Origin of the sequence: Actinophytocola sp., from assembly GCF_036402745.1 — a bacterium.
Lineage (GTDB): Bacteria > Actinomycetota > Actinomycetes > Mycobacteriales > Pseudonocardiaceae > Actinophytocola.
Genome location: NZ_DASWSJ010000106.1, coordinates 1 through 21,527 on the forward strand (window position 1 = coordinate 1; position 21,527 = coordinate 21,527).

At 72.3% G+C, this 21,527-nt stretch carries 19 protein-coding genes; 6 read left to right on the forward strand and 13 right to left on the reverse strand.

Annotated elements, in window-relative coordinates:
- A partial coding sequence (locus VGD70_RS10180; protein WP_331080448.1) for a proline--tRNA ligase occupies window positions 1–1,646 on the reverse strand: 1,646 nt, incomplete at its 3' end.
- Window positions 1,647–1,711: 65 nt separating this feature from the next.
- Window positions 1,712–2,725, reverse strand: coding sequence for an S-methyl-5-thioribose-1-phosphate isomerase (gene mtnA, locus VGD70_RS10185; protein WP_331080450.1), 1,014 nt, complete (start codon window positions 2,723–2,725; stop codon window positions 1,712–1,714).
- Between mtnA and VGD70_RS10190 the strand changes: the two genes are divergently transcribed.
- The 3 genes from VGD70_RS10190 (at window position 2,724) to VGD70_RS10200 (ending at window position 6,372) form a co-directional block, all read left to right on the forward strand.
- The gene (locus tag VGD70_RS10190) at window positions 2,724–3,083 is read left to right on the forward strand and encodes a VOC family protein (RefSeq protein WP_331080452.1); all 360 of its coding nucleotides are present in this window, start codon (window positions 2,724–2,726) and stop codon (window positions 3,081–3,083) included. The genes mtnA and VGD70_RS10190 overlap by 2 nt on opposite strands.
- A gap of 214 nt (window positions 3,084–3,297) precedes the next feature.
- On the forward strand, window positions 3,298–4,290 hold the full coding sequence (locus VGD70_RS10195) for a serine protein kinase RIO (protein WP_331080454.1): 993 nt from the start codon (window positions 3,298–3,300) through the stop codon (window positions 4,288–4,290).
- Window positions 4,291–5,079: 789 nt separating this feature from the next.
- The gene (locus tag VGD70_RS10200) at window positions 5,080–6,372 is read left to right on the forward strand and encodes a DEAD/DEAH box helicase (protein ID WP_331080480.1); all 1,293 of its coding nucleotides are present in this window, start codon (window positions 5,080–5,082) and stop codon (window positions 6,370–6,372) included.
- 197 nt (window positions 6,373–6,569) lie between these two features.
- Here VGD70_RS10200 and cobA read toward each other — a convergent pair whose 3' ends face one another.
- Window positions 6,570–7,811: a uroporphyrinogen-III C-methyltransferase gene (cobA, locus tag VGD70_RS10205; protein ID WP_331080456.1), complete on the reverse strand. Its 1,242-nt coding sequence runs from the start codon at window positions 7,809–7,811 to the stop codon at window positions 6,570–6,572.
- A gap of 39 nt (window positions 7,812–7,850) precedes the next feature.
- On the opposite strand from cobA, the gene VGD70_RS10210 reads away from it, so the two are divergent.
- Window positions 7,851–8,429 (forward strand): thioredoxin family protein, encoded by a 579-nt coding sequence (locus tag VGD70_RS10210; protein WP_331080458.1) that lies wholly within the window; start codon window positions 7,851–7,853, stop codon window positions 8,427–8,429.
- Between the two features lie 49 nt (window positions 8,430–8,478).
- Here VGD70_RS10210 and VGD70_RS10215 read toward each other — a convergent pair whose 3' ends face one another.
- From VGD70_RS10215 to VGD70_RS10250, 8 genes are all read right to left on the reverse strand, one after another.
- Window positions 8,479–9,294, reverse strand: coding sequence for a serine protease (locus VGD70_RS10215; RefSeq protein ID WP_331080460.1), 816 nt, complete (start codon window positions 9,292–9,294; stop codon window positions 8,479–8,481).
- A gap of 236 nt (window positions 9,295–9,530) precedes the next feature.
- Window positions 9,531–11,033, reverse strand: coding sequence for an SAM-dependent methyltransferase (locus tag VGD70_RS10220; RefSeq protein ID WP_331080461.1), 1,503 nt, complete (start codon window positions 11,031–11,033; stop codon window positions 9,531–9,533).
- A 58-nt stretch (window positions 11,034–11,091) separates the two neighbouring features.
- Window positions 11,092–12,384: an ABC transporter substrate-binding protein gene (locus VGD70_RS10225; RefSeq protein WP_331080463.1), complete on the reverse strand. Its 1,293-nt coding sequence runs from the start codon at window positions 12,382–12,384 to the stop codon at window positions 11,092–11,094.
- 26 nt (window positions 12,385–12,410) lie between these two features.
- Complete coding sequence (locus tag VGD70_RS10230) at window positions 12,411–13,541, reverse strand: branched-chain amino acid ABC transporter permease (RefSeq protein WP_331080465.1); 1,131 nt, start codon at window positions 13,539–13,541, stop codon at window positions 12,411–12,413.
- Window positions 13,541–14,437: a branched-chain amino acid ABC transporter permease gene (locus VGD70_RS10235; protein ID WP_331080467.1), complete on the reverse strand. Its 897-nt coding sequence runs from the start codon at window positions 14,435–14,437 to the stop codon at window positions 13,541–13,543. Before VGD70_RS10235 ends, VGD70_RS10230 begins: the two co-directional genes overlap by 1 nt.
- Window positions 14,434–16,251 (reverse strand): AMP-dependent synthetase/ligase, encoded by a 1,818-nt coding sequence (locus VGD70_RS10240; RefSeq protein ID WP_331080469.1) that lies wholly within the window; start codon window positions 16,249–16,251, stop codon window positions 14,434–14,436. The genes VGD70_RS10235 and VGD70_RS10240 overlap by 4 nt, the downstream gene beginning before the upstream one ends.
- Window positions 16,248–17,084 (reverse strand): ABC transporter ATP-binding protein, encoded by an 837-nt coding sequence (locus VGD70_RS10245; RefSeq protein WP_331080470.1) that lies wholly within the window; start codon window positions 17,082–17,084, stop codon window positions 16,248–16,250. The genes VGD70_RS10240 and VGD70_RS10245 overlap by 4 nt, the downstream gene beginning before the upstream one ends.
- Window positions 17,072–17,860 carry an ABC transporter ATP-binding protein gene (locus VGD70_RS10250; RefSeq protein WP_331080482.1) on the reverse strand — a complete coding sequence of 263 codons (789 nt, stop codon included), beginning with the start codon at window positions 17,858–17,860 and terminating at the stop codon, window positions 17,072–17,074. Before VGD70_RS10250 ends, VGD70_RS10245 begins: the two co-directional genes overlap by 13 nt.
- A gap of 239 nt (window positions 17,861–18,099) precedes the next feature.
- Between VGD70_RS10250 and VGD70_RS10255 the strand changes: the two genes are divergently transcribed.
- Window positions 18,100–19,248, forward strand: a complete 1,149-nt coding sequence (locus VGD70_RS10255; RefSeq protein ID WP_331080472.1) for an 8-amino-7-oxononanoate synthase — start codon at window positions 18,100–18,102, stop codon at window positions 19,246–19,248.
- Here the strand turns inward: VGD70_RS10255 and VGD70_RS10260 are convergent.
- Both VGD70_RS10260 and VGD70_RS10265 read right to left on the reverse strand, forming a co-directional pair.
- Complete coding sequence (locus tag VGD70_RS10260) at window positions 19,181–19,660, reverse strand: GNAT family N-acetyltransferase (RefSeq protein ID WP_331080474.1); 480 nt, start codon at window positions 19,658–19,660, stop codon at window positions 19,181–19,183. The two genes, VGD70_RS10255 and VGD70_RS10260, sit on opposite strands and share 68 nt — an antisense overlap.
- 12 nt (window positions 19,661–19,672) lie before the next feature.
- On the reverse strand, window positions 19,673–20,446 hold the full coding sequence (locus VGD70_RS10265; protein ID WP_331080476.1) for a serine protease: 774 nt from the start codon (window positions 20,444–20,446) through the stop codon (window positions 19,673–19,675).
- A 115-nt stretch (window positions 20,447–20,561) separates the two neighbouring features.
- On the opposite strand from VGD70_RS10265, the gene VGD70_RS10270 reads away from it, so the two are divergent.
- Entirely contained in the window at window positions 20,562–21,377 is an 816-nt protein-coding gene (locus VGD70_RS10270; RefSeq protein WP_331080478.1) for a M15 family metallopeptidase, read from the forward strand.
- Window positions 21,378–21,527 lie beyond the last annotated feature (150 nt).

The window sequence follows — 21,527 nt, forward strand, 5'->3', positions numbered from 1 at the left end:
AGGCCCCGGCCCACGACCACGATGGTGGGCACGCCGATCAGCTCCGCGTCGGCGAACTTCACCCCCGGCGTGGCGGTGCGGTCGTCGAGCAGGACCGACAGGCCGGCCTCGTCCAGCCGGGCGGCCAGCTGCGCGCCGCCCTCGCGGATCGACTCGTCCTTGCCGGCGATCACCACGTGCACGTCGGCCGGCGCCACCGCGCGGGGCCAGATCAGCCCGCTGCCGTCGTGGGACTGCTCGGCGATCACGGCCACCAGGCGGGACACGCCGACGCCGTAGGAGCCCATCGTGATCCGGACCGGCTTGCTGTCGGCGCCGAGCGCGTCGAGGGAGAAGGCGTCGGAGTACTTGCGGCCCAGCTGGAAGATGTGGCCGATCTCGATGCCGCGCGCCGCCACCAGCGTGCCCTGCCCGTCCGGCGAGGGGTCGCCCGCCCGCACCTCGGCGGCCTCGATCGTGCCGTCGGGGGTGAAGTCGCGGCCCACGACGAGGTCGACGACGTGGTGGTCGGGCTTGTCCGCGCCGGTGACCCACGCGCTGCCGGTGACCACCCGCGGGTCCACCAGGTAGCGCACCCCGTTGTCCTGCAACGCCTTCGGCCCGATGTAGCCCTTCACGAGGAAGGGGTTGGCGGCGAAGTCGGCCTCCTCGAGCATGGCCACCGCCCGCGGCTCCAGCGCTGCCTCGAGGCGCTTGGTGTCGACCTCGCGGTCCCCCGGCACGCCGACGGCCAGCAGCTCCCACTTGTCCTCGCCGGGCGCGCGGGTCTTGAGCAGCACGTTCTTGAGCGTGTCGGCGGCGGTGAAGGTGCGGCCGAGCCCGGCGCCGTTGAGGAACGTCACGAGCGACTCGATCGTGGGCGTGTCGGGCGTGTGGTGCACCTGCGCGGCCGGCTTGTCCTCAATGGACTGTGCGGGCGGCGCGGGGGTGACCACCGCCTCGACGTTGGCCGCGTAGCCGGAGTCGGTGCTGCGCACGAAGGTGTCCTCGCCGGTCTCGGCCTCGGCGAGGAACTCCTCGGACGCGGACCCGCCCATGGCGCCGGACATCGCCGACACGATCACGTAGTCGAGCCCGAGCCGGTCGAAGATCTTGATGTAGGCGTCGCGGTGGTGCTGGTAGGACCGCGACAGGCCCTCGTCGTCGAGGTCGAAGGAGTAGGAGTCCTTCATCAGGAACTCGCGGCCGCGCAGGATGCCCGCGCGGGGCCGCGCCTCGTCGCGGTACTTGGTCTGGATCTGGTACAGGACAACGGGATAGTCCTTGTACGAGCTGTACTCCCCCTTGACGGTGAGCGTGAACAGCTCCTCGTGGGTGGGGCCGAGCATGTAGTCGGCGTTCTTGCGGTCCTTGAGCCGGAACACGTTGTCGCCGTACTCGGTCCAGCGGCCGGTGACCTCGTAGGGCTCGCGGGGCAGCAGCGCGGGGAACTGGATCTCCTGGGCGCCCATGGCGTCCATCTCCTCGCGCACCACCCGCTCGACGTTGCGGAGCACGCGCAGGCCCAGCGGCAGCCAGGAGTATCCGCCCGGGGCGACGCGGCGGACGTAGCCGGCGCGGACCAGCAGCTTGTGGCTGGGCACCTCGGCGTCCGCCGGATCCTCCCGCAGGGTGCGCAGGAACAGCGACGACATCCTGGTGATCACGGCTGTACTCCTTGTCAAGAGGCTGCGGCAAGAGTAGTGACCCGACACCCGCCCGCTCCAACGGGTTACGCGGGCCGCTCCCCCAGCGCCGGCCGGATCAGCCGGTCCTCGGTGACGATCGCGGTGACGAGGTCGGCCGGTGTGACGTCGAAGGCGTAGTTGAGCGTCGCGGTCCCGGGCAGGCCGCCGATGGCGAGCACCTCCCGGCCGTCGCGGACCTCGATCTCCACGTCCAGACCGGACTCGGTCGCGGGGTCGATCGTCGACTCGGGCGCGGCCACCACGAACGGCACGCCCGCCCGCGCGGCGGCCAGGGCCAGCGGGAACGTGCCGATCTTGTTGACCACGTCGCCGTTCGCGGTGATCCGGTCGGCGCCGACGACGACCGCGTTGGCGAGGCCCCTGGCCAGCACGGTCGCGGCCGCGGCGTCGATGACCAGCGTGTGGTCGACGCCGAGCTCGGTGAGCTCCCAGGAGGTGAGCCGGGAGCCCTGCAGCAGCGGGCGGGTCTCGTCGACGTAGACGTGGCCGAGCCGGCCGCGCTCGTGCAGGGCGCGGACGATGCCGAGCGCGGTGCCCCACTCGACGCAGGCCAGGGCGCCGGCGTTGCAGTGGGTCTGGACGTTCGCCGGCCGCTGGAGCTGGGCGGCCAGCCAGTCGGCGCCGCGCTCGGCGAGCCTGCGGTTGCGGACGGCGTCCTCCTCGAGCACGTCGAGCGCCTCGCGCAGCACGGCGTCCGGGCCCTCGGCGAGGCGCGCGGCGGCCCGGTCGACACCCCAGGCGAGGTTGACCGCGGTGGGCCGGGCCGCCCGCAGCCCGGCCAGCGCGAGGTCGCGGTGCCCGGGGTCGTCGCGAGCGGCCATGGCCGCGCCGAGCGCGCCGGCCGCACCCAGCGCCGGGGCGCCGCGGATGGCGAGCCGCCTGATCGCGTCGACCAGGTCCTCGACGGAGAAGATGGCCAGCTCGACGAGCTCGCCGGGCAGCTTGGTCTGGTCGATCGCGACGATGTGGTCGTCGCGCCAGTCGATGGTCCGCACGCGTCCATTTTTGTCGGTGGGGTCTTCTACCGTGCTTCGCATGAACCTGAACATGGGTGGGATCACCATCGACTGCGCGGAGCCGCGCACGCTGGCGGAGTTCTGGACCAAGGCGCTCGACCTCGAGGTGGCGTTCGACGCCGAGGGCTACTTCGTGCAGCTGCGCTCGGCGGCCGACCCGGCCCAGCCCTACCTCGGCCTGCAGAAGGTGCCCGAGGAGCGGGCCGGCAAGAACAGGGTGCACCTCGACTTCGCCACCGCCGACCGCGAGGCGGAGATCGAGCGGCTGGTGGCGCTGGGGGCCACCAAGGGCCAGGAGCACACGGTGCCCGGCCTCACGTGGACGGTCTTACAGGACCCCGAGGGCAACGAGTTCTGTGTGGGCTCGCCGCACAGTTAATTCGGTTGCGTCGCGCCGGCAGGTCGGGGAACCTGCTGACGTTGGATCAGCGCGCCGGTGGTTCGCCGGCGGACGAGCAGGGAGGTGTCTTGTGACTAGAGCCGTCGCCTGGACGCCTCATGCCCGCGTCCGCCCGCCCCGCTGACAGTCGCCTGGTCGTGTCGTAGCCACGCGCCGGTGGGGCGCTCATTCCTTGATCCGAGGAGAACCCACCGTGCGTTCGCACGACATCGATGACTATCTGGACGACGAGAACCCGTCCGACACCCGGCGGTCCCGTCCACGCAAACCGAAGCGGTCCGAGGCCGCCCGTTCCGTCGAGGGCGACTTCGACCAGGAGACCACCCGCGCGGGCCGGCTCACCGAGCAAGAACGCGCCCGGCTCGCCGCGGTGCGCGACAGCGCGCTGGCAGGCCCCGAGCTGCCCGCCGGCACCGACCGCTGGACCACGTGGGGCGACGGCGAGCAGGGTCCGCACCCGCGGCCCGGCTGGGTCGTCACCGAGCTGGCCGCGGCCGACACCGAGCTGGGGGTGCTGAAGACAGGCAAGGAGGCCGATGTCCACCTGATCCGGCGGGCGGTGCCCGACACCGACCGAGGATCCGTCATGGCCGCCAAGCGGTACCGCAGCAACGAGCACCGGATGTTCCACCGGGACGCCGGCTACCTCGAGGGCCGCCGGGTGCGCCGGAGCCGCGAGATGCGCGCGATGGCCAACCGGACGGCGTTCGGGCGCAACCTCATCGCCGAGCGGTGGGCGGTGGCGGAGTTCGCGGCGCTGTCCCGGCTGTGGGCGGTCGGGGCGCCGGTGCCCTACCCGGTGCAGCGCAGCGGCACGGAGCTGCTGATGGAGTTCCTGGGCGACGAACTCGGCGAGGCCGCGCCGCGGCTGGCCGAGCTGCGCCCGGACGGCGACGAGCTGGTGGAGCTGTGGCACCAGCTGGTGGCCGCGCTCGAGCTGCTGGCCGGCGAGGGCATGACGCACGGCGACCTGTCGGCGTACAACCTGCTGGTCCACGAGGGACAGGTGATGTTGATCGACCTGCCGCAGATCGTCGACATGGTGGCCAACCCGCGCGGGACGGAGTTCCTGGCACGGGATGTGTCCAACGTCATGACGTGGTTCCGGTCCCGCGGTCTGCGGCCCGAACTGGCCGATCCGGACCGTCTGACCACAGAACTGCTGGCCGTGGCGGGTCTCGACTGACCGGGCCGGAGCGGCGCGGACCGACCTGCGATGAGGACCAGGTGAACCGATCAGGTAACCTTGATCCAGCATCGCGAGCGGTCCGTGCCGCTCCCCGCCCGGCGAGGACGCCGGTTGGCCAGCGATGCCATTACCACTGAGGCGCCACCGAGGCGCTGGGCTCGTCCGCGCGAGAATGTTCGCCTGCTGCTGCAGAGGCCTCCCGAGACGTGCCACATCGGAGAGGATTCCGTGCCGAACACCGCCGTGCGCCGAACCGCGCGCACCCCCAAGCCGCGTCACCAGAAGGCGCGCACCACCGAAAACCGCTACACCGAGAACCCCCGCACCGACCAGCGCCAGGGTGACAACCCGCGCTACGGCCGTGGCGATTCCGCCACCGACGGCTCACGCGACCGACGCGGCGATGCCCGCGGCGACCGCCGTGACGACCGCTCCGGCGGTGGCCAGTACCGCACCGACGGCCCGCGCCGCTCCGACACCCGCGGTCGCGACGGCGCACCCGCCGGCGCCGGCGGGCGGGACGACCAGCGCGGCCGCAAGCCGTTCGCGGCCGACCGCAAGCCCACCCAGCGCCGCGACTCCTGGAGCGACGACCGTCGCCCCCGGCGTGAGGACGCACGTCCCGACCGGCGCACCGCCGACCGGGGCTCCTTCACCGACCGCAGCGCCTTCACCGACCGCCCGGCGGCCGAGCGTGGGTCACGCGGCCGCACCGACTCGCCGCGGGCCGAGCGCCGCTCCACCGTGGCGGGGTCGCAGGACCAGGCGGGTACCTGGGACGGCGAGATCGCCGAGGACGCCAAGCGCGTCAAGGTGAGCTTCGCCGAGCTCGGGCTGCCCACGCCGCTGCTGCGGGCGCTCGAAGAGTCCGGCATCACCGAGCCGTTCCCCATCCAGTCGGCCACCCTGCCCGACGCGCTCGGCGGGCGCGACGTGCTCGGCCGCGCGCAGACGGGGTCCGGCAAGACGCTCGCGTTCGGGCTCGCGCTGCTCACCCGGCTCCACAAGGGCCAGGCCAAGCCGTTGCGGCCGCGGGGACTCATCCTCGTGCCCACGCGTGAGCTGGCCATGCAGGTCGCCGACGCGCTCACCCCGCTCGCCAGGTCCCTCGGGCTCTGGTGCCGCACGGTGGTCGGCGGGCTGTCGTTCAGCAAGCAGGCCGAGCAGCTCCGCCGCGGGGTCGACCTGCTCATCGCCACCCCCGGCCGGCTGTCCGACCACGTCCGGCAGGGCACCTGTGTCCTCGACGACGTCCGGTTCACCGCGCTGGACGAGGCCGACCAGATGGCCGACATGGGCTTCCTGCCGCAGGTCCGCGCCATCCTCGACCTCGTGCCGGAGGGTGGTCAGCGGATGCTGTTCTCGGCCACGCTGGACCGCGACGTCGCCCAGCTCGTCAACCGCTACCTCACCGACCCGGTGACCCACTCGGTGTCGCCCGCCACGGCCACGGTGTCCACAATGGACCACCACTTGCTGCTGGTGTCCAGTGAGGACAAGGCGGCGGTCGTCGCCGAGATGGCGGCCCGCGAGGGGCGCACGATCATGTTCCTGCGCACCAAGCACCACGTCGACCGGCTCACCAAGCAGCTGCGTGCGGTCGGCGTCCACGCCGGCGCGCTGCACGGCGGCAAGCCGCAGGGCGCGCGCAACCGCGTGCTGGGCGAGTTCAAGGACGGCCGGCTGCCGGTGCTCATCGCCACCGACGTCGCCGCCCGCGGCATCCACGTCGACGGCGTGAGCCTGGTCGTCCACGTCGACCCGCCGGCCGACGCCAAGGGCTACCTGCACCGCGCGGGTCGCACCGCACGCGCCGGCGAGTCGGGCACGGTCGTCACGGTGGTCACCCACCAGGAGCGACGGACGGTCTTCCGCATGACCGAGCAGGCCGGCGTCGAGCCCGAGCGCACCAAGGTCCGCCCTGGTGACGCCGACCTCGTCCGCATCACCGGCGCCCGCACCCCGTCCGGCGACCCCGTGGTCGACCCGGAGCCGGCCAACCGCCCGACCCGCCCCCGCTCCGGCGGCGGCCGCTTCAACTCCCGCCCCGGCGGCCGCTCACGCCGCCACGACCGCTGATCTCAGCACAACGACTGCCGCGCCCGGGTCCGCCCGAGCGCGGCAGTCCGCTTTCCGGTCCGCGGCGGGCCGGCCCATTCGCGCCTTACCTCGCGGCACCGACAGTTTCGCGCTCGCCCGGCGGCGCCTGTGGACAACTCGGAAGCCCCCGTTTTCAACGCTACGTGGGGGCACCGACAGGTTCGCAACGCGCGCCGTCAGGCGTCGGCGAGGTCGTCGGGGACGGCGGGGAGGTCGTCGCCCAGGGCGGCTACCGGGCCTATCACTATCACCGCCGGTGGGCGGATTCCTTGGCTCGCCATGTCGTCCGCCACCTTGTCCAATGTAGACCGTAGGACTCGTTGGCCTCGGGTCGTTCCCTCCTGGATCACGGCCACCGGGGTCGACGACGGGCGGCCGCCGTCGAGAAGGACCGTCGCGAACTGGGCGATCCGCTCCACGGCCATCATCAGCACCAGGGTCCCGCGCAATGTCGCGAGAGCCTTCCAGTCCACAAGGGACGTCGGGTCGCCGGGGGGCACGTGGCCGGACACCACCACGACCTCGTGCGCCACGCCTCGATGCGTGACCGGCACACCCGCGACGGCCGGGACGGCGAAGGCCGACGTCACGCCGGGCACCACCGTCACCGGGACGCCGGCGGCGGCACACGCCAGGACCTCCTCGAAGCCGCGGCCGTACACGAACGGGTCCCCGCCCTTGAGGCGGACCACGAACCGCCCCGCCCGGGCATGCGAGACCAACAACGCGTTGATCGCATCCTGCGACGCGGACCGGCCGTAGGGGATCTTGGCCGCGTCGACGACCTCGACCGTCGGCGACAGCTCCTCCAGCAGCGAGCCCGGCGCGAGCCGGTCCGCGACGACCACGTCGGCCTGGGCCAGCAGGCGGCGGCCGCGCACCGTGATGAGGTCGGGATCGCCCGGGCCCCCGCCCACGAGGGCCACGCCCACCGGCGGCGCACCGGCGACGTCCCGGACGACACCGGTACGCAGGGCCGCGAGCACAGAGTCGCGCACGAGCGCCGAGCGCCGGTGCGCTCCCCCGGCCAGCACGCCGACCAGCAGGCCGTCGTGGTTGCCGGTGGCCGGCGTCACCGCCGAGCCGAGCGACCCCGCGTCGGCCCGGACGCAGAACACGCGCAGGCGCTCGGCCTCCGCCGACACCGAAGCGTTCACCTCGGCGGAGGACGTGCAGCACAGGACGTACCAGGCACCCTCGAGGTCCCCCGGCTGGTAGGGCCGCCGGTGCCAGACCACCGCACCCGAGTCGGCCAGCGTCTGCACCGACGGCGTGACCGACGGCGAGACCAGCTCGACCCGCGCCCCCGACGACACCAGCCGCGGCAGCCGCCGCTGCGCGACCGTGCCACCGCCGATCACCACCACCCGCCGGCCCGCCAGGTCGAGTCCGGCCAGGTAGTGCGCCTCTCCACTCATGCGGACAAGCATGCACAACGCGGCCGGTAGGGTCGCGACATGGTCTCCGTCAACTCCACGATGGTCCCCCTCGGCACCGAGGCGCCCCCGTTCGAGCTGCCCGACCCGGACGGGACGACCTGGACGTTCGACAAGGCGGCCGGGCCGCGCGGCACCCTGGTCGCGTTCCTCAGCAACCACTGCCCCTACGTCCGGCACATCGCCGGCACGCTCGGCGCGACGGCCGCGCGCCGGCGCCGGCAGGGGCTGGGCGTCATCGGCATCAACAGCAACGACCCGCAGGCCTACCCGGACGAGCTGCCCGAGCGGATGGCCGCCAACGCCACGGCCTGGCGCTGGACCTTCCCGTACGTCTCCGACGAGAACCAGACGGCCGCGCACGCCTACAAGGCCGCCTGCACGCCCGACTTCTTCCTCTTCGACGCCGGCCGCAGGCTCGTCTACCGCGGCCGCTTCGACGCCGCCCGGCCCGGCAACGGCGTCCCCGTCACCGGCGACGAGCTCGACGCCGCAATCGCCTCGGTCATCGCCGGCGAGGAGATCGAGGTCGGCCAGCTCGCCAGCATCGGCTGCAACATCAAGTGGAAGCCCGGCAACGAGCCGCCCTGGTTCGGATGACCGAAGGGCCACCCCGCCCGAAGGCGAGGTGGCCCGACGGGAACGAGCGTCAGCCGATCTGTGCCGCGATCAGGTCGTACATCGCCGACACCCGGCCGTACACGCCGTAGAAGTTCGGCTCCGCGCAGCCCTGGCCCCAGGACACGATGCCGATCAGCTTGCGCGTGCCGTCCGCGGCCACACCCTCGAGCGGGCCACCGGAGTCGCCCTGGCAGCTGTCCTTGCCACCCGCGGCCAGCCCCGCGCACACCATCGACGCGGGGTCGAACGAGCCCGGGTAGGACGTGGCACACGCGTCGTCCGCGGTCACCGGCAAATCCACCTTGCGCAGCGTGTCGGAGGTCGAGCCGCTCTCCGTGACACCCCAGCCGTACACGGTGCTGTTCGCCCCGGCCGTGTACAGGTCGGCGTCGGCCGGCGAGGCCAGCGCCAGCGGCGCCTCGGGCAGCGCCGTGTCGAGCGTGAGCACCGACGCGTCGTTGGTCAACGTGCCGGAGTTCCAGTTGGGGTTGATCCAGATGTCGGTGACCCCCGCGCTGGTGCCGCCGCCCGCGGACAGCGACGTCCGGCCGGCCACCACCACGATGTCCGCCGGCGCGCTGCCGTCGGTGCAGTGCGCGGCGGTGAGGACCTTGGTCGGCGCGACGATCGTGCCGCCGCAGAACTGGAACCCGGTGGGCGACGTGAGCGCGACCACGAACGGGTTCTCCTCGATGGTGGTCTCCACCCCACCGATGATCTTCGGCTGAACATCTGTCGGCGACTGGTCCGCGTTCGCCATGGTCACCGACGCCGCCACGCCGACCGATGCGAGAACCGCTGCGGCAACCCCGGCCAGGCGGAGCAGGCGCCTTGCCTCAGCCATGTCTTCTCCCTTGTTCGGTCCCGCGAGCCAGTGTCCTCACGGGCTGACTCATAGCTACAAGGCGCTCACCACCAGCCACAACGCCCGTTCGTAGTGGTCCGAACGGGTGAACCTGGCCACGATTGCGGCCGCACGCTGGGGAAACCGGGCAGGGGCCGGCACCCGACTATCGGATGGAATTCGCCGCAGAGCCCGCCTGACCACCGGTTTTGGCCCACCGGGGGCAGCGCGCGCGGTCAGCGCAGGGTGCCCCACAACAGCAGGTTCGACGAGGCCTGCTCGACCGCGGCGGCGCCGCTCGCGAGCCCGTGGATCGGCGCGGCGAACACCAGCCGCCCGTCCACCACGTAGCCGGCGTCGACGAGCGCGTCCCGGGCGGGGCCGACGCTGCCGAGCTCGTGCACCTCGACGACGATCCGGGCCGCGCCGAGCCCCGCGCAGCTGCGCACGACGTCGGTGCGCGCGGTGCCGAGGAACACCGCGTCCGGCTTCGGCAGGCCCGCCAGCGCCTCCGGGACCGGGCCGTCCACCAGCCGCACGTCCACGCCGTGCCGCTTGGCGTTGGCCACGATCCGCACGCACAGCCCCGGGTCGTTCTCCACCGCGATCACCGCGGCCCCCAGCCGCGCCGCCTCGACGCCGACCGCGCCGCAGCCCGCGGCCACGTCCCAGACCAGCACACCGGGCCGGGGCGCGAGCCGGGCCAGCGCCAGCGCACGCAGCTCCGGCGAGCCGCCCATGCCCTCGCGGTGGGTGAAGCTCTCCTGGCCGAGCGCCCAGCCGTCCGCGGGCGGCACCGGCTCACCGCCGGCGAGCCAGCCCGCCGGCCCGACCCGGTCGAGGTCGGCCAGGCACAGCACGATGCTCGGCTCCCGCCAGGTCCGCGCGGCCGCCTCCGCGGGGTCCACAATGGACAGCTCCTCGTGCGGGCCGCCCACGTCCTGCACCACGACGAGCGTGCGCCGCCAGCCGACGAGCGCCGCGCCGAGCTCGGCCGGTCCCGCGCCGGGCGCGGTGAGCACGCCGACCGCGGGCCGGGCCCGGCAGACGTTCACCGCCTTGCGGAACGCCCGGCCGCCCATGGCCACGACGGTGACGTCGTCCCACGGCCGCTGGATCATCGCGGCGATGCGCTGCAGGTGCGAGACCGCGGGCCAGCACACGGTCGGCACGCTGCGCGCCCGCAACGCCCGCAGCACCCCGAAGTACCCCGGGTCGCCCGCCGCGAGGACGACCGCGGGCTCGCCGGCCTCCACCGACGCCGCGAGCGCGTCCAGCGCCGAGCCCGGCAGCTCGGCCGCGCCGGGCAGCTCGATCGTCCGCGGCCCACCCGGCAGCGCCAGGCTGTCCGACCGAACCGCGTCCGACCGAGCCGTATCCCGAGCCGCACTGTCGGACCGACCAGCGCTGTCCGCCCGACCAGCACTGTCCGACCAGGCGGCACAGTCGGACCGGCCGGCACTCTCCGACCAAGCAGCGCAGTCCGACCGAGCCGCGCTGTCGGACCGGCCCGCGCTGTCCGACCTGGCAGCGCTGTCGGACCGCACGGCACTGTCCGACCTGGCGGCACTGTCGGACCGCGCGGCACCGTCGGACCGGGCCGCGCTGTGGGCGGCGGCCACCCAACGCATGAGCACCGAGCGACCACCGACCACCAACCGCGCTTCGGCAAGCGCGTTCACCGCTGCGGCCGGGAGATCGTCGCCATTCACGCCGATCACCGTCACCGTTGCCGTCATGTCGAATATTCGACCACGCCGGGCCGGTTCCCGGGAAAAAATTTCTTACTATTTGTTGTCAGAGATCCGCTTTCTTGAACTCGAACTGCTTGGCCGCGTCCGACTCGAGCAGGTACTTGACCTTGGCCAGACCGAACGGCTTGGCCGGGTCCACCTTGAAGATGGTGGTCGCCCGGGGCGGATTGCGGTCCGCCGCCTTCCCGTACTTGTAATCACCGGAGAGGCCCTCGAAGTTCACCGTGCCGATCTGCTCGGAGGCCTTGAGGATGCCGTCGCGGGACAGGTCGCCCAGCTCGACGGCCTTCTCCAGCACCGCGGTCATCGCGCGGCCCTGGTTGTAGCCGAACCCGAAGTAGTAGTCCGGCTTCCCGTTCGGCGCGAACTTCGCCATGTCGCCGACCATCTGCTTCATGCCCGGCACCGACTCGTCGCCCCACTCCGTGCCCTCGGCCGCGATCAGCACGCGCTGCTGCATGTACGGCGCGACGGCGGACTGGGCGAGCGCCCCGGTGTAGCTCGGCGACTGGCCGATCCACTGCGGCGCGAACCGGGCCTGCGCGGCGGTCCCCCAGATCTTGGCCGCGTCCGACGGCGTGGCCACGAGGAACACGAACTCGCACCTGGCCCCGGCGAGCGCGCCGATCTGGCCGGCGTAGTTCTCCGTGCCCACCTTGAACTTCTGCGTGTTGGCGACCTTGAAGCCGTACTTCTCCGCGGCGAAGTCGATGCCCTGCTGGCCCGCCTCGCCGTACACGTCGTCCTGGATCATCGTGCAGATCCGGGAGTCCTTGGAGCCGCCACCGTCGGTCAGGTAGTAGTCCATCGCGTTGATCGCCTGCACCTGGTAGGGCCCGCCGATCGGCAGCAGGTTCTCCTCCCGCACCCACAGCGCGTCCAGCGACGCCGGCGCGGCGAGGATCTTGTCGGTGCGCAGCTGCGGCAGCACGGCCAGGGTCGGCGCGGTGCCGAGGATCTGGGTGAACGCCACCACGTCGTTCTTGATCTTGTTGTACTGCTGGACCGCGACGTCGGACTTGTACTGGGTGTCCTCCTGCACCAGCTCGACCTTGTACTTGCCGCCGATGCCGCCCTTCGCGTTGACCGCGTCGAACCACACCTCGTTGCCCGCGGTCAGCGGCTGCCCGATCACGGCGACCGTGCCGGAGAGCGGGGTGAGGATGCCGAGCTTGATCGTCTTGCCGTCGAACCCGGCGGTGTTGCCCGGCGCGCCGGCCTTGCCACCACCACCGCTGGTGTCCTGCCCGGCGCCACCGCAGGCCGAGACGGCCAGCAGCACGCTCACGAGCAGGCTCAGTGGCACCGTGGCGAGCCCGAACCTCTTCCTTGTCACCCGCACCATTGGGGGGCCTCCTTGCGTTAATAGGAGAACGGCCAGGCCTTGAAGTAGGCCTTGACCCGGAACCAGATGCCCGCCAAGCCTCTGGGTTCGAACACGAGAAAGAGCACGATCAACAGGCCGAAGATGGCCTGGTTGAGCGCGAACACGCTGATGAAGCCGTCCCCGCCCGCCTCGGTGGCGACACCGGGAATGGCGCTGGAGTACTCGTCGATCAGGGCCGGCAGCGCACCGACGAAGATCGCGCCGAGGATCGAGCCGAAGATCGTGCCCAGCCCGCCGACGATGATGATCGCGATGTACTGGATGGACAGCAGCAGCGTCCAGTCGTCCGGACTGACGTGCTGCTGGTAGGAGCCGAACAGCGCGCCGGCCATCGAGGCGATCGCGCTGGACACCATGAACGCGCCGATCTTGTACCGGCCGGCCCGCACGCCGATCACCTCGGCGGCCTGGTCGTGGTCCCGCACCGCGCGCAGCGCCCGGCCCGGCCGGGTGCGCGCCAGGTTCTTCGCCAGCAGCGCGATCACCGCCACCAGCACCCAGACCAGCCAGAAGTAGCCCTGGTTGCGGGAGTAGGTCTCGCCGGCGAGCTTGATCGCACCGAGGTCGACCGGGCCGATCGTGGGCTGGGCGAGCACCGAGGTGCCGTTGTTGCCGCCGGTGACGTCCTTGAGGTTGCGCCACAGGTGCTCGCCGATGAAGATCAGCCCGAGCGTGACGATGGCCAGGTAGTGGCCGCGCAGCCGCAGCGTGAACGGCCCGATGAGCCCGCCGAGCACGGCCCCGACGGCGGCGGAGGCCAGCAGCCACAACGGAAGCGGCAGCCCGGCGTCCCCGCCCACCAGCGCCGCGCAGTAGGCGCCCGCGCCGATGAAGAAGCTGTGGCCGAGCGAGATCTGTCCACAGTAGCCGGTGAGCAGGTTGAGCCCGATCGCGCCGATCGCGGTGATGCCGGAGTAGATCAGCACGGACAGCCAGAAGTCGTCCTGCACCACGGTCGGCAGCACCAGCAGGACCGCGAGCATCGCCACCAGCCCCACCCGGGACGCGGGCGTGCCGAAGAGCCGCAGGTCCTCGGCGTAGCTGCGGACCAGGTTGCGGTGCGGGCGCGCGGTCCGGCCCTTCGTCCGCGTCAGCAGAGCTGCCATCAGATGCGCCTCACGTCCTTGGTGCCGAGGAGCCCGTACGGCCGGATCAGCAGGATCACGATCATCAGCAGGTAGGGCACGATGAGCGAGACGTTCGAGCCCGCCCAGGAGAACAGCTGGTCCTGGTAGCCGCGGGTGAGCGCCTCGGCGAGGCCGATGATCAGGCCGCCGAGCACCGCCCCCGCCGGGGAGTCCAGCCCGCCGAGGATCATCGCGGGGAACGCGGCGAGCGCGATGAAGCTGATCGACGGCGAGAGCCCGGCCGGCCCCGCGGCCAGCGTGATGCCGGCCAGGGTGGCGAGCGCGGCGGCGATCGCCCAGGACACCGCGTAGACCCGGCGGGCGCTGATCCCCTGCGCCAGCGCGGCTTCCGGGTCGAACGCGGTGGCCCGCATCGCGAGGCCGAACGAGGTGTAGCGGAAGAACAGGAAGAACGCGACCACGACGGCCGCGGTGAGCCCGATCGTCCACAGGTCGCGCACGCCGAGCACGAGCCCGCCCACCTCGACGGTCTGGATGTTCCACGGGTTGTTCACCGGCAGGTTGTCGAAGCCCCAGATCGCGGTGATCAGCGGCTCGATGACGAACAGCAGGCCGATGGTGATCATGATGACCGCGAACGGCGGCTGGCCGACCATCCGCCGCAGCACCAGGCGTTCCACGCTCGCGCCGACGACGGCCGCGGCCGCGCAGGCGAGCAGGATCGCGACGCCGAACGCGAGCGCGAGGCTGTTGGAGAACGTGTAGCCGAGGTAGGCGCCGAGCGCGAGCAGCCCGCCCTGGGCGAAGTTGATGACCCCGGTGGACTTGTAGATGACGACGAAACCCAGCGCCACCAAGGCATACGTCGAGCCGAGAGCGAGCCCCGCGAAGACGTTGGTGAGAAAGGCACTCATGCGTACATCGCCTCGATCTCGGCCGCGAACCGCTCGGCCATGGCCCGGCGCTTGACCTTCTGGGTGGCGGTGAGCTCGCCGTCCTCGTGGTCGAGCTCCTTGCCGATCAGGGTGAACCTCTTGATCCGCTCCACCTGCGCGAGCTCCTCGTTGGCCTCCCGCACCACCGTGTCGATCAGCGCCCGCACGTCGGGCTTCGCGGACAGGTCGGCGTAGGTCGTGTACGCGAGACCGCGCCTGCTGGCCCAGTTGCCGACCGTGTCGAGCTCGATGCCGATCAGCGCGCTCAGGTACTTACGCCGGTCGCCGACCACCACCGCCTCGCGCACGAACGGCGAGACCTTCAGCAGGTTCTCGATCTCCGACGGCGAGACGTTCTTGCCGCCGGCGGTGATGATGATGTCCTTCTTGCGGTCGGTGATCCGCAGGAAGCCGTCCGCGTCGAGCTCGCCGACGTCGCCGGTGTGCAGCCAGCCGTCCGGGTCGACGGCCGCCGCGGTCGCGTCGGGGTCGTCGAGGTAGCCCTGGAACACGCCGGCCGAGCGGGTGAGGATCTCGCCGTCCTCGGCGATCTTCACCTCGACGCCGGGGGTGACCGTGCCGACCGTGCCGAGCCGGACGTCGCCGGGCGGGTTGAGCGTGCAGATCGCGGTGTCCTCGGTCTGCCCGTAGCCCTCGCGAACCGGGACCCCGATGGCCCACAGCCACTCCAGCACCTGCGGCGCGATCGGCGCGGCACCGCTGATCGGCGCGCGCACCCGGGACATGCCGAGCCGCTCGCGCAGCGCGCGGAACACCAGCAGCCCGCACACCGCGAGCACCACCCGGTCGCCGGCCGTGAGCCGGCCGGACATCCGGCGCGGGGCGATCCGCCTGCCCTGGCGCACGCACAGGCGGTAGAGCACGCGCTTGAGCCAGGAGGCGTCCGCCATCCGGATCTCGACGGTGGCGAGCATCTTCTCCCACACCCGCGGCACGCCGAGGAACACGGTCGGCTGGACGTCGCGCAGGTCGTTGGCGAACGACGGGCCGCCCTCGCCGAAGTTGACCACGAGCCCGGCCCAGATGCCGTCGATCACCGAGATCAGCCGCTCGGCGACATGACACAGCGGCAGGTAGCTCAACACCTCGTCGCCCCGCGCCGCGCCGAGCGCCTCGACGAACGCGTGGCCGGACGCGACGAGGTTGCGCTGCGAGATCATCGCGCCCTTCGGCGGGCCGGTCGTGCCGGAGGTGTAGACGAGAACGGCGGTGGCGTCGGGGTCCAGCGCGGCGACCGAGTCGGCGTAGCGGCCGGCCGACTCCGGCGTGTGGCCGCGCTTCTCCAGCTCGGCGAAGGTGAGCACGCCGGGGAGATCGGCGAGGCGCAGCCCGCGCGGGTCCATCACGACGATGTGGCGCAGCAGCGGCAGCTTGTCCCGCACGGCGAGCGCCTTGTCCAGCTGCTCCTCGTCCTCGGCGATCAGCACCTCGGCCGCCGAGTGCGCGAGCAGGTACTCCACCTCCGCCGCGGGCGAGGTCGGGTAGACGCCGATGCCGCACGCGCCCAGGCCCTGCACGGCGAGGTCGGCGATCACCCACTCCGGCCGGTTCTCCGCGTGGATCGCCACCCGCGAGCCGGGCACGACGCCGAGCGTGCGCAGCCCGGCGGCCACGTCCGCGACGCGTTTCGCGTACTCGGCCCAGGTCCACTCGCGCCAGCAGCCGCGGTACTTCTCCCGGATCGCGACGACGTCACCGCGGGTCTCGGCGTGTTCCAGCAGCCGCGCGGCCAGCGTCGCCGTCCCGGTGGCCTCCTCGACGGTCGCGGTCACGCGCCACCTCCGAGGTAGGCCTCGATCACCTTGGGGTCCTGCTGGATCCGCGCGGGCGTGCCGGTGGCGATCGGGACGCCGAAGTCCAGCGCCAGCACCCGGTCGGCGAGGTCCATCACGAGCCGCATGTCGTGCTCCACCAGGATCATCGCCAGGTCGAGCTCGCGGCGGACCTCGACGAGGTAGCGGGCCATGTCCTCGGTCTCCTCAACGTTCATGCCGGCGACCGGCTCGTCGAGCAGCAGCAGGGTCGGCGACATCGCGAGCGCCCGGCCGAGCTCGGCTCGCTTGGCGACGCCGTACGGGAGCAGGCCCGCGGGGATGCGGCGGTAGGGCTCGAGCTCGAGCAGCTCGACGATCTCCTCGACGGCCGCGCGGTGCTCGATCTCCTCGCGCTTGGCCCGGCCCCACCAGAACATCCCGGCGAGCATCCCGGTGCGCATCAGGTGATGCCGGCCGAGCATGAGGTTCTCGATGAGCGTGAGCTGCTCGAACAGGCCGAGGTTCTGGAACGTGCGGGCCACGCCCATGGCGGCGATCGACGCGGGCGAGCGGCCGTTGATCCGCCTGCCGGCCAGGGTGATCGTGCCCTTCTGCGGGCGGTAGACGCCGTTGAGGCAGTTGAAGATCGAGGTCTTGCCGGCGCCGTTCGGGCCGATCACCGCGAACAGCTCGCCACGGCCGACGGTGAAGCTCACCCCGCCCAGCGCCGTGACCCCGCCGAAGGTCAGCGTCAGGTCGCGCACCTCCAGCAGCGGCGCGGGGGTCTCCCGGGGCGGGGCCGCTTCCGGCTCCGCCACGGGGGTTTCCGCCTGCTCGGTCAGGCGCTCCATCGCTTCTTCCTCCGGTAGCTCTTGACCTCCGCGAACGAGTGCCGCTCCGTGTCCGAGGTCGAGCCCAGGTAGAACTCGCGGATGTCCTCGTCGACGAGCAGCTCGGCGGCCGGGCCGTCGCGGACGACCTTGCCGACCTCCATGACGTAGCCGAAGCTCGCGATCGACAGCGCCATCACGGCGTTCTGCTCGACCAGCAGCACGCTGGTGCCCTGCTCGTTGATCTGCACGACGATCTCGCGGACCTGCTCGACGAGCTTGGGCGCGAGACCAAGCGACGGCTCGTCGAGGAGCAGGAGCCTGGGGCGGGCCATGAGCGCGCGGCCGATCGCGAGCATCTGCTGCTCGCCGCCGGAGAGGTAGCCCGCGGTCGAGCGTCTGCGCTCGGCGAGGATCGGGAAGAGGTCGAACACGCGGCTCACGGACTCGCGGTACTCGGCACGCCGGCGGGTGTGCGCGCCGGCCCTGAGGTTCTCCTCGACGGTCATCTCGGCGAAGATCCGCCGGCCCTCCATCACCTGCCCGACGCCGTGCCGCACGACGTCGGCCGGGTCCGCGCCGGTGAGGTCCGCGTCGCCGACCCGGACCGTGCCCTTGGTGATCTTGCCGCGGTGGGTGAACAGGAGGCCCGTGACCGCGCGGAGCAGGGTGGTCTTGCCGGCCCCGTTGGCCCCGAGCAGGGCGACGATGGAGCCGTCCGGCACCTCGAGGGACAGGCCACGCAGTACGAGGACCACGTCGTCGTAGACGACCTCGAGGTTGTTGACCGACAGGATTGGCGCTGCTGGTTCGAGCGCTGCTGACATGGCCGCTCCGCATTGAGCCCGGTACAACCTCGAACTTCCGACGTGACCTCGACCACGTCAGGTCCGGACCGTAACCGCTGTCGCCGAGGGCGGGCAAGGATCATGCCGAACTGTTACCAGTGGGTATACCGGGCAAACCGGTCGACACTCCCATCCGTCACGCCCGGCCTCGAGCTGGGCCTGACCCGGCGGGTGTCAGACTCGACCGCGTGACCTCGGTTTTCGACTGGCTGGACACCCGCGCCGACGAGCGGCGGCAGGCCGGCCTCGCGCGCCGGCTGCGGCCCCGCCGCCCCGACTCGGACCTGCTGGACCTGGCGGGCAACGACTACCTCGGGCTGGCGCGGGACAAGCGGGTCACCGGCGCCGCCGCGGCCGCGACGCTGCGCTGGGGCGCGGGGTCGACCGGGTCCCGGCTGGTCACAGGCACCATCGAGGCGCACACCGAGCTGGAGCACGAGCTGGCCGCGTTCTGCGGCACCCAGGCCGCGTTGGTGTTCTCGTCGGGGTTCACGGCGAACCTGGGCGCGCTCACCGCGCTGTCCGGCAAGGGCAGCGCCATCGTCACGGACGCCTACCTGCACGCCTCGCTGATCGACGGCTGCCGGCTGTCCCGGGCGGACGTGGCCGTGGTGGCCCACGCCGATGCGACGGCCGCCGCGCACGCGCTGCGGACCCGGCGGACGGACCGCGCCCTGATGGTCACCGACTCGGTCTTCTCGGTCGACGGGGACCTCGCGCCGCTGCCCGCGCTGTTCGAGGCCTGCCGGGCCACCGGGGCGGCGCTCGTCGTGGACGACGCGCACGGGTTCGGCGTGCTGGGTGAGGGCGGCCGCGGCGCGGTGGCCGACGCCGGGCTGATCGGTGAGCCGGACGTGGTGACCACGGTGACGCTGTCCAAGGCGCTCGGCGCGCAGGGCGGCGCGGTGCTGGGGCCGCGACGGGTGATCAAGCACCTCGTCGACTCGGCGCGGAGCTTCATCTTCGACACCGGCCTCGCGCCGGCGAGCACGGCGGCCGCGCTGGCCGCGCTGCACGTGCTGAAGGACGAGCCGGGCCTGCCGTCCCGGGTGCGCGCCAACGCGCTGACCCTGGTGTCCGGCCTGCGTGCCGCGGGCCTGACCGTGACCGAGCCGGCCGCCGCCGTGGTGTCGGTGCTGGCGCCGTCGCCGGAGGCCGCGGTCCGCTGGGCCGAGGACTGCCGGGCCGCGGGCGTGTGGGTGGGCTGCTTCCGGCCGCCGTCGGTGCCGGACAACGTGTCCCGCCTGCGCCTGACCGCCCGCGCCGACCTCACCGAGGGCGAGCTGACCCGGGCGGTCGAGGTGATCGCCCGGTGCGCGCCGGGCGGCGCATCGTGATGTGCTCGATGCCGTCCTCGTCGAACGGCTCGCCCTCCGGCTCGAAGCCGAACCGCGCGTAGAACCGCTGGGCGTAGGTCTGCGCGTCGAGCACCACCTCGTCGTCGCCGACCCGTGCCATCGCGGTCCGCATCAGCAGCGCGCCGAGGCCCTCGCCGCGGGCCTCCTTGGCCGTGCACACGCGGCCGATCCGCCAGCCGCCACCCGGCTCGGTGAGCAGGCGCAGGTACGCCCGCGGCTCGCCGGTGGGTGGCCACCAGAAGTGGCCCGTGTCCGCGCGCAGGTCACGGCCGTCGAGGTCGGGATACGGGGACTCCTGCTCCACCACGAACACGTCGACCCGCAGCTTGAGCAGGGCATACAGCAGGTCGGGCGGCAGCTCGTCGCCGGCGGCGAAGCGTGGTTGGCTCACCCCCGAGTGATATCAGATCTGTTGCTCGAGGACGTCGGCGTACGCGCCGACCCGGGTGTAGACGCCCGGCTTGCCCGGGGCCGCGCAGCCCTCGCCCCACGACGTGATGCCGACGAGCTTGCCGTTGACGACGAGCGGGCCGCCGGAGTCGCCCTGGCACGAGTCGACGCCGCCCTGCGCCACGCCCGCGCAGGTCATCGCGGCGGACTTGTAGGCGGGGTAGGACTTCACGCAGTCGGCGTCGGCGATGATGGGCACGCCGGCCTTGAGCAGGAAGCGGGACGGCTGGCCGTCGGCGGCGGTGCGGCCCCAGCCGAGGATGAGGCCGACCGTGCCGGCCTTGTAGGACTCGGTGTCGCTCTTCGCGGGGAGGTCGAGCGTCTGGTAGGGCATGCGGTTGGTGAGCGTGAGGACGGCGACGTCGGCGCCGGAGCGGACGCCCTTGAAGTCCGGGTGGATCCAGATCGCGCGGACCGGGCTGGTGAAGCCGGCGCCGCTCTCCTTGTCCTCGCGGCCGGCAACCACCAGGACGTCCGCCGGTGCCTTGCCGATCGCGCAGTGGGCGGCGGTGACCACCTTGTTGTCGTCGACGAGGGTGCCGCCGCAGTACTGGAACCCGTCGGCGGTGGTCAGGTACACGACGTAGCTGTGGTCGGCGATGCTGGCCCGGTTGCCGCCGACGATCTGCTGGTCGGCGTTGGCCTGGCTGAGCCCCACGGCGACGGCGCCGGTGGCGACGATGCTCGCCGCGACGAGCAGCCGCGTGACCCGGGAGGTGGCCCCCATGTCTTCTCCTCACACTGGTCGACACTGCCCAAGCAGGCTTTCGTGGGGGCGTCGCCGGGTCAACTTGACCATGTCGCTCAACCAGGTGAATTCGGTGGTCGGGCATGCTGGGTGGGTGGGTTTGTCGCGCATTGTGCTGTTGCTGGCCTTGCTGGCCGGCGGCTGTTCGTCCAGTCCGTCCCCTCCGTCGCCTTCGCCCTCGTACTCCCCGCCTTTCTCCCCACCTCCCGCCGGCCCGTCGTGGATCCCCGGCGCCGACCCGCTGCCGCTGCGGCCGGACGGCTACGGCGAGGTGCGGCCCACGCCGCCGGCGCTGGTGAACCGCAGCCTGCCGACGGTCGACCACCTGCCGCCCCCGCGCGGTAACCGGTACGCGGCGACCGCGGATCCGGTGCCGTCGTCGGTGCTGGCGCGCAGCACGTGGCGGAGGAACTGCCCGGTCGAGCCCGGGCAGCTGCGGTACCTGACGATGTCGTTCTGGGGCTTCGACGGCCGGGCGCACACCGGCGAGATGATCGTGGCCCGCACGGTGGCCGCCGACGTGACGCGCGCGTTCAAGTCCCTGTTCGACGCCCGCTTCCCGATCGAGGAGATGCGGGTGGTCCGCGCGGCCGAGCTCACCGCACCGCCGACGGGCGACGGCAACAACACGACGGCGTTCGTCTGCCGTCCGGCGGTGTTGCTGGGGAGATGGTCCGCCCACGCGCTGGGCCTGGCGATCGACGTGAACCCGTTCCAGAACCCCTACCGCCGCGACGACCTCGTCCTGCCGGAGCTGGCCTCGTCCTATGTGGACCGTGCGAAGGTCCGTCCCGGCATGATCCTCCCGGGCGACGGCGCGGTCCGGGCATTCGCGGCCATAGGCTGGAAATGGGGCGGCGAATGGTCGACCCCGGTGGACCTACAACACTTCACCGCCACCGGCGGCTAGTCCGCCTCCCCGGGATTAAAAGTGTGCGTTGCGTCCCGGCGAATGGTGCGGGTATCGAGGTGGGTGGTGGCTGGGTGCCGTCACGGTCCCCTGAGGTTCCGGTGGTCGGCGCAGGACTTCACTAGTCCGCCTCCCCGGGATTTAAAGTGT